The organism is Paraclostridium benzoelyticum (genome assembly GCF_001006285.1).
Lineage (GTDB): Bacteria > Bacillota > Clostridia > Peptostreptococcales > Peptostreptococcaceae > Paraclostridium > Paraclostridium benzoelyticum.
On the sequence record NZ_LBBT01000117.1, the window covers coordinates 1 to 7,894 of the forward strand.

Below are 7,894 nucleotides of genomic sequence, written 5' to 3' on the forward strand. Positions count from 1 at the left end.
TAAAATAATAAGTTTTTTGAAATAAACTCAATTAGATACAATAAATATTCTATCTAATTGAGTTTAAATATATAAGATCATATCTAATTTCTACTTAATAAAAATAAAAGATTGACAATGCATATGAGCTAATTCATACTAAAAGGTAACTAGTTACGTATTCGAGGTGATAACAAAATGGTGGAAAAAAAAGCATATATATTTGGAGCAATATTTTTTCTTTCTAATAAAATTCAAAATAAAGGAGACAAGGTTTTTAGTGAAATTACAACTAAGCAATGGTTTTTATTAATTTCAATAATAAGAAGTGGGGTTAAGAGTCCTACTCTTACAGAAGTTTCAAAAATAATTGGATATAGTAGACAAAATGTAAAAAAACTTTCTATTAATTTGGAAAAAGCTGGTCTTGTAGAGTTGCAAAAAGATGTCAATGATAGCAGAGCTGTAAGAATATCGCTGACAGACAATTGCTATCAATTTTTTACAGATAGACAAGATAAAGAAGAAGAATTTATAGAAAGGTTATATCATGGAATAACAGAAGAAGAATTGGATAGTATGTTGATGGTTATGAAAAAGCTAGAAAAAAATATATTAAGTTTGAATTAGGGAGATAAATTAATATGAAAAAGGGGAGAAAAATATTGATTGGAGTAATTTTTATTTTACTTGTATTTATTATTGTTTATTTAATGATTCCATATTCTCCGGTTAAAAAGGAATATAGAAGTATTGTTGGAGAGCTTTTTGAGGTAAATAAAATGCCTAAGAGTATAATCACTGAGACTGATTTAAAAGCTCTTCCAGAAGTTATACAGAAATATTTTATTAAAAATGGATATGTAGGAATTGAAAGTGCGAGTATAATTAAATTTGATTTTAAGGATGTAGAATTTTCTATGGGAGTTAATAAGCCCAATGTAAAAATTGATTATACAGTATATGATTTTACAAAAGAGCCTACGAGAGTAGCATTAATTGATTCAAAAATGTTTGGAATACCATTTCAAGGTATAGATATTTGCAAAGATGGAAAGGCAACAATGAAAGGTATACTTGCAAAACACATAATACTTTTTAATACTAAGTTTGATATTATTGACTCTTCATATTTATCAGAATGCATGATGCATCCAAGCCTAGCTCTTCAAGAAAGTATTACGTATAAACAAATTGATGATTATAGTGTTGAAGCAACAATAAGAAAAAATGGAAGTAAAACTACAGGCACCTTTTATTTCAATGAAAATTATGAAATGACTCATTTTGTAGATGAGAAGAGATTATCTTCAGATACTAATACATATGAAAAATGGTCTGCTGTTGTAAGTGATTATAAAGTTGTTAATGGAGTAAATAGACCAACTAAATTTCAAGCTGTTTGGAACTTTAGTGACGGAGATTTAGTTTATTTTGATAGTGAAAATATGAAAATTAGCTATGAGTAGTATAAGTTCAAATAATATATATGAGTGTATATAAAGAAAAACCGCATAACAATAATGTGATGCGGTTTTTTTATTAAACAATTATGTTATTATAATATGTACTATAATATAAATTAACAAAAAATAGTAATATGTATAAGTAGCTACTTGGAGGAGACATGAAAAAAAGTATTTTAATGATAACTCCTGAAAATAAGGAGATTAATAGATTTAGAAAAAGGCAAATAAACAACTTTATACAAATAACAATGCCATATTTAGCAGCATTTATTGATGAAAGCAAATATGAAATTACACTAATAGATGAGTACAATCAAAAGGTGCCTTTTGAAAAAAATTTTGATTTAGTTGTAATTACGGTTAATACTGCAAATGCACCGCATTGTTATAATATCTCAAAAAAGTTTAGAAATAAAGGAAGTAAGGTTGCTTTTGGAGGGCCTCATGCAACTTTATTACCATATGAGGCACAAGAACATTGTGATGTACTGATTATAGGGGAGGCTGAAGAAAGTTGGCCAGTATTTTTAGAAGAATTTTATAATGGAAACTATAAAAGGGAATATAAGTGTTTAAATACTCCATCGTTAGAAGGAATTCCAATACCAAGAAGAGATTTAATAAAAAGAAGGTGGTTTACTAAAGGTGCAGTTTTTGCAACAAGAGGATGCCCATATAGTTGTTCTTACTGCAATTTAAAACAAATATATAAAGATTCGTTTAGAAAAAGGCCTGTAAATGAGGTAATAGATGATATTAAAAATATAAAAAGTGGGCAGCACAGGTAACACTAGAAAGATGCAATAATGAGGAATTATTGAAGTTAGCTAAAAAAGCAGGATGTATTTACTTTTTTGTAGGATTAGAATCTTTTTCAAAAGAAACTTTAAATAGTGTAAATAAAGGATTGAACAACGTAGATAAATATAAATATTTAATAGATTCTGTTCATAAATATGGAATTTGCATACAAGCAGGAATAATATTTGGCTTTGATACAGATACAACTGAAGTATTTAAAACAACTTTAGATATGTGTAATTTTTTAGGGATTGATGGTGTTACAGTTAGTATATTAACGCCACTTCCAAAGACTCCATTATATTATAAATTAAAAGAAGAGGATAGATTATTAACTGAGGATTGGTCATATTACAATGGAAAAACCAGAGTAGCATTTGAACCTAAGAATATGAGCAAAGAAGAATTGGTTGAAGGGTATATGTGGTTTAGAAGAAATTTCTATTCTTTAAAATCAATATCTATCAGATTAAGAAAATCAAAGGCTAATATTTTATACAACTTAATAGTAAACCTAGGATATAAGATTTCAATAAGAAAAACATCTTAATTAACAAAATTTGCGTAGGAGAATATAAATTATGAGTGAATTGAAAAAATACATAGTCAATAAATATGAAAATTTAAAATTATATCAACCATTTTGTAGAGTTAATAAGAATGTGTTAGAACTAGATTTAAAAAATAACATTGAAGAATCCATCTTGGAAGATAATAAAGCTTTAGAAAGAGTATATATACGAGCATTACATATATTTAAGAATCTATTTAATGATAATGATGATATATTATTTGTAATAAATAAGTATGATGAATATCAATGGGAAATTATACAAAATGAAGATGGGGAATATGCACGCAAAGATTTATATTGTGAACCTACATATACTCAATCAAATTTAAGAATAAATCAATATATGCTCAATAAACGTATATTAAAAAACCTTAACTGCATAGTTACAGATTTAGGAGAATCAAATGAAGTAGGAATTAAAAAAGTGCATAATTTTTATACTAGTTGTAAGGTTAAAGATATAAGATACAAGAAATTAATAAGGGAATTAATTGAGGAAGAAGTAGTGAATAGTTTAAAAGGAATGGCTGATTACTATATAGTACACAAGGAAAAAGGATACGTATACCATTTATGTAATGATGAGTGGGTGGACTTAGCATGTAAGCATGATGGTGATTTTGAGTTTTTTAAAGAGAAGTACAGTAAGTATATGTTTAAAACAGAAAATTAATTATATTATTATGATAAATATAAAACAAAAAACTTCTTTATTACTTTAAGTAGAAAAAATCCTACATATTATTTTGATATATAAAATGTAGGATTAAAAAATAGGAGGATTTTGTTTAATGGTTGTAATATCTTTGTATAGGCATATATACAATTGTCCTTGGTTATCAAGTTCAGCAATAGAAATATTTTCAATATTAGATTGAGATTTTTGAATCTCATTATTGAGCCATTCAATATTCAAGTTTGCATATTCTAAATTTCTGTATTGAATTTGACTATCTATAATAAGAGGTAAACCTAAACCTTCATATTTTGTTTTTATATTTAAATCTTTAGGGGTTACGGCTCTTTGTTGAGATTTTGGAATTACTGAAATCTGACCATCAGGTTCTACGATTGCATAATCGACATCAGATATTTTAGGGTAATTTTTTAACCTAAGTTGAGAAAGAAGAAAAGGAATATTTAAATTATTTTTTCTTAGTTCTTCTTTATCAATTTTACCATTTACAATAACTATGCTTGGTTTATCATCCGCATTATAAAATATTTTGTTTAATGAGAGTCTACCAATTAATATTGTAATTAAAGCCAAGAACAGTACTCCTAAAGTAGCTTTTGATGGAATTTTATATACTAATGGCTCAGCACCAATGTTGCTTATAATTAATATACAAGCTAAATCATAAGTGCTTATTTGTGCAATAGATTTTTTCCCAACAATTCTTAAGCCGAACCAAACTACGAGAAACATAAAAGAACATCTTATACAATAAGTAATAATTGACATCAAATCACCTCCTTATTAAGGTTCAGGTATTATTCTTCTAAAGTTTTTCCAATTATCATTAATTTCTTTTGAAATCTGCAATGCACTAGATTGATCTTTGGTTTCAATGGCACCTTCTAATTTATTTATAGCAGCTCTCATTTCTGAAAAATCTTGATCTGCATTGTTTATAGCTATTAGATATTTTCCTTTTGACCATAGAATATCCAAATCATTAAATAGCTGTTCAGCTAAAACCCAATCGTCTTTTTTAATTGATAGAGCTAAACTATCCAAAGTTTTTTCAACTCTATTATTTCTGTCAAATATGTAGTTTTGAGATACAAAAAATATAGAAAGTAAAGCTAATAATAATATAGCTAGTGATAATGTTATAGACTTATGACTCAAATATATTTCTCCTTTCATATAAAAACAACTGTTTATTGTAATATGCTTATAAAACTATTTTGATACAATTAAATAGAAATTATCCCAAATATAGTAAATATATAGATAAGTAGTTAGTAGATAAAGTTGAAAAAAGATAGTAAATTTATACTTAATGAAGTAATATCAATTGTAAATTTATGATTTAATTATTAGAGTAAAAGAAAAATATAAAATATAGGATATAATTAAAATAGAGTTATATCAGAATATATTTATGTCTCATTATAATAAAAAGGTATCATAAATAATAAAAAATGCAGAGAGGTCTGGGCATATGAAAAAAACACTGTATGAATATGAAGAAGTTATAAGAAGCCTTCCGATAAAAGATAAATATGTAAAAGATGAATTATTGACAGATGATTTTCTTATAAAAAGAGATGGGAATATAGAAGTATATTATGCTCCACATAATGAATATTTGAACTCAAAAGCGAAGGTGTTTATTATTGGAATAACACCAGGATTTCAGCAAATGAGTACAGCTATTTCAACTGCTAGAAAAGAGTTAGAATTAGGCACAGATATCGAAGAAATACAATACAAGTGTAAAGTGGCAGGTAGATTTAGTGGAGGACTTAGAAAAAATATAATTAGTATGTTAGATGATATAAAACTTAATGATGTTTTAAGTCTAAATAGTTGTTCATCATTGTTTGAGGACAAAGATTATCTACTACATACTGTATCACTGATACCTTATCCTGTTTTCGTAAAAAAACAGAACTACTCAGGTCATACACCTAAATTACTAAAAAGTGAGTTCTTAATGAAATATGTTTATGAGAATTTTATTAAAGAACTTAAAGATATTGAAAATTTTAAAGATATATTGATAATACCTTTAGGAAAAGCTGTTGAAGAAGTATTACATAAGTTATCTGAAGAAGGAATTATCGATACAATACAAATTCTTAAAGGGTTCCCACATCCATCTGGAGCTAATGTAAATAGACTAGCACAACTAGAAGAAAACAAGGAAGATTTGATAAATCAAATTAAGGAGTTTTTATAAAAATTTGAATATGTTATTAAACTATAAGAAACCGTATCACAATAAAGTGAGACGGTTTTTATAATAAAAAAGGTTATTTACTCATTTATGAATCTTTCTTTTTTTAATTTATGAATTTTAATAAAGTATTTTATAATTGTAAAAGCTACAGTAGCCATCAACAATGGGTTTGCTATAAGTGGGAATGAGATATTAAATATATAAGGCCCTTGTGATCCTATTGGTGAATTTAAACAATTATTAAAGATACAAAAACTAAAAAATCCTATTATTAAAAGTGTAAAAATAAGGTTTTTATAATGAGATATCTTTGATTGAATATCTGTAAATAGCTCAAAATCTTTTCCGTCATTTTCTTTTTCAAAGTAAAACCAACCCCATTGAATAGCTACCGTATTAATATCTAAATTAGATATAAAATCTATATAATCTAAATTTTTATCAGAAGTAAAAGGCTTTCTTTTTTCAACCTGATAAATGTAAGCACCTTTTTCACACGTTTTAAAACGGTATGTGAAACCACTCTTACCAGTTAACCTATATCCTTGTTTTGCCAAGCTATTAAGCCATTTAGTTTCTTTTTCAATATCAAAGAACACCTTTGATTTATTCATAAAAAATTACAACCCCTTTACTTAACTATTTGATTAGCAAGTTTTAAAACATCATTCAATCTTTTTAATTCCTTACTAACAATCTCTTTTCCTAATCCTGTAATTAGATAATTTTTCTTTTTCTTTTCTTCACTAACAAGTTGTATCCATTTTTTATCTACAAGTGTATTTATTGCTCCATACAATGTACCTGCTCCTAAAATTAAACGACCATTAGTCTTTTCTTCAGCAAATTGCATTATTCCATAACCATGGTTAGGATTATATAGTGCTAATAAAATATACAATGTTACCTCTGTTAGAGCCCCACCTTTGACATTATCCTTCAAAGTATCACCTCACTTTATTACGGTTAAAGATATATCATTAACCGTAATAAAAGTATATCGTTAAACGTAATATATATCAACTGAATTTTAAATACAAATATCGACATTAAATAAAATTTTGATTCATAATTAGGTGAATATTAAGTGATATACTTACTTTGAAAGATTATTTAAGTTAAATGAAAATAAGAACAATAAAATAACTGTATAAAAACTTAGTTTTTATACAGTTATTTTATTGTTCTTATAAAGTTTTCTTATGAGAAGTTATATTGAAATTTTAACTAACCATATTTAGAATATATGGATTTTTAAGGTTAAATAAATTACTAAGTAGTCTAAATTAATATAGTTAGAATTAAATAATACTCTGGCTAATATCTAGAATTTTGCTCAGCTAATTCTGCATCTGCCTTAGTTTGATGAATTGTATCACGTGGATGTTCAGGTGGTGCATATATAGCATATAATTTAAGTGGTTTATTCCCTGTGTTAATTATATTATGCCATTTACCTTCAGGTATCATAATAGCATAGTCTTCGTAAATCATTTTTTGAAAATCTAATTTATCTTTACTATTTCCCATTTTAACAAGTCCTTGACCTTCTTCAATACGTATGAATTGATCTCCAGTTTCATGAACTTCTAATCCTATATCATCCCCAACTTCTATACTCATTAATGTAACTTGCAAATTAGTTCCTGTCCATAAAGCAGTACGGAAAGTATTATTTTCATCAGTAGCCTCATCAATATTAATTACAAATGGATTAGGTCCATAATCCTTCAGTTGAGGAAGAGGTCTTTGAAATCCTTGGGGATACATTGATGGATTCCCAAAAAAACTATAAGGGTTCATATTTTGCATTTGCGGGTAAGCCCAGAATGGATAGGGGTACATATTAAACATTTGCATATTAGGCCAATAAGGCCATGGATATTGAGTTTGACCATTATACATATTTATCACTCCCTTTTCAATTTAATAACAATGTATGATAAATGCTTATATAAAGTGCTTTTACAAAATAAAACAATAGAGTTTAAATTAAAGTTTGATATAATAAGTGCTCAAATATAAGACTTTAATACTTAATTTTAAGAAGTTTAGCATATCTAAAAATTAAGTCGAGGATAAGTTTTTATTAGAAAATTATAATACAAAATAAAAAATATTATTTTGTATATATAAATGCGGAGAGTACTAATTATTAA

The 7,894-nt window shown here is 26.4% G+C and carries 11 protein-coding genes; 6 read left to right on the forward strand and 5 right to left on the reverse strand.

Going from position 1 to position 7,894, the window contains the following annotated elements; genetic code table 11:
• The first annotated feature begins 177 nt into the window (after positions 1-177).
• The 5 genes from VN21_RS05060 to VN21_RS05075 all read left to right on the forward strand — a co-directional run bounded on the left by VN21_RS05060 (position 178) and on the right by VN21_RS05075 (position 3,496).
• Positions 178-609: a MarR family winged helix-turn-helix transcriptional regulator gene (locus tag VN21_RS05060; RefSeq protein ID WP_046822342.1), complete on the forward strand. Its 432-nt coding sequence runs from the start codon at positions 178-180 to the stop codon at positions 607-609.
• Between the two features lie 14 nt (positions 610-623).
• Positions 624-1,448 carry a DUF6544 family protein gene (locus VN21_RS05065; RefSeq protein WP_046822343.1) on the forward strand — a complete coding sequence of 275 codons (825 nt, stop codon included), beginning with the start codon at positions 624-626 and terminating at the stop codon, positions 1,446-1,448.
• A gap of 158 nt (positions 1,449-1,606) precedes the next feature.
• Positions 1,607-2,236, forward strand: coding sequence for a B12-binding domain-containing radical SAM protein (locus VN21_RS19045; RefSeq protein WP_226896671.1), 630 nt, complete (start codon positions 1,607-1,609; stop codon positions 2,234-2,236).
• A 29-nt stretch (positions 2,237-2,265) separates the two neighbouring features.
• Positions 2,266-2,799, forward strand: a complete 534-nt coding sequence (locus tag VN21_RS19050; RefSeq protein ID WP_226896672.1) for a DUF4070 domain-containing protein — start codon at positions 2,266-2,268, stop codon at positions 2,797-2,799.
• Between the two features lie 31 nt (positions 2,800-2,830).
• Entirely contained in the window at positions 2,831-3,496 is a 666-nt protein-coding gene (locus VN21_RS05075; protein WP_046822344.1) for a DUF3885 domain-containing protein, read from the forward strand.
• 93 nt (positions 3,497-3,589) lie between these two features.
• On the opposite strand, the gene VN21_RS05080 is transcribed toward VN21_RS05075, so the two are convergent.
• Both VN21_RS05080 and VN21_RS05085 read right to left on the reverse strand, forming a co-directional pair.
• Positions 3,590-4,288, reverse strand: a complete 699-nt coding sequence (locus VN21_RS05080; protein WP_046822345.1) for a DUF421 domain-containing protein — start codon at positions 4,286-4,288, stop codon at positions 3,590-3,592.
• A 15-nt stretch (positions 4,289-4,303) separates the two neighbouring features.
• Positions 4,304-4,678 carry a DUF4363 family protein gene (locus VN21_RS05085; protein ID WP_046822346.1) on the reverse strand — a complete coding sequence of 125 codons (375 nt, stop codon included), beginning with the start codon at positions 4,676-4,678 and terminating at the stop codon, positions 4,304-4,306.
• Positions 4,679-4,994: 316 nt separating this feature from the next.
• Between VN21_RS05085 and VN21_RS05090 the strand changes: the two genes are divergently transcribed.
• The gene (locus tag VN21_RS05090; RefSeq protein ID WP_046822347.1) at positions 4,995-5,735 is read left to right on the forward strand and encodes a hypothetical protein; all 741 of its coding nucleotides are present in this window, start codon (positions 4,995-4,997) and stop codon (positions 5,733-5,735) included.
• Positions 5,736-5,812: 77 nt separating this feature from the next.
• On the opposite strand, the gene VN21_RS05095 is transcribed toward VN21_RS05090, so the two are convergent.
• The 3 genes from VN21_RS05095 to VN21_RS05105 form a co-directional block, all read right to left on the reverse strand.
• Positions 5,813-6,349 carry a DUF2812 domain-containing protein gene (locus VN21_RS05095; RefSeq protein WP_046822348.1) on the reverse strand — a complete coding sequence of 179 codons (537 nt, stop codon included), beginning with the start codon at positions 6,347-6,349 and terminating at the stop codon, positions 5,813-5,815.
• A gap of 17 nt (positions 6,350-6,366) precedes the next feature.
• Positions 6,367-6,678, reverse strand: a complete 312-nt coding sequence (locus VN21_RS05100; RefSeq protein WP_046822349.1) for a PadR family transcriptional regulator — start codon at positions 6,676-6,678, stop codon at positions 6,367-6,369.
• Between the two features lie 374 nt (positions 6,679-7,052).
• On the reverse strand, positions 7,053-7,640 hold the full coding sequence (locus VN21_RS05105; RefSeq protein WP_046822350.1) for a cupin domain-containing protein: 588 nt from the start codon (positions 7,638-7,640) through the stop codon (positions 7,053-7,055).
• Positions 7,641-7,894 lie beyond the last annotated feature (254 nt).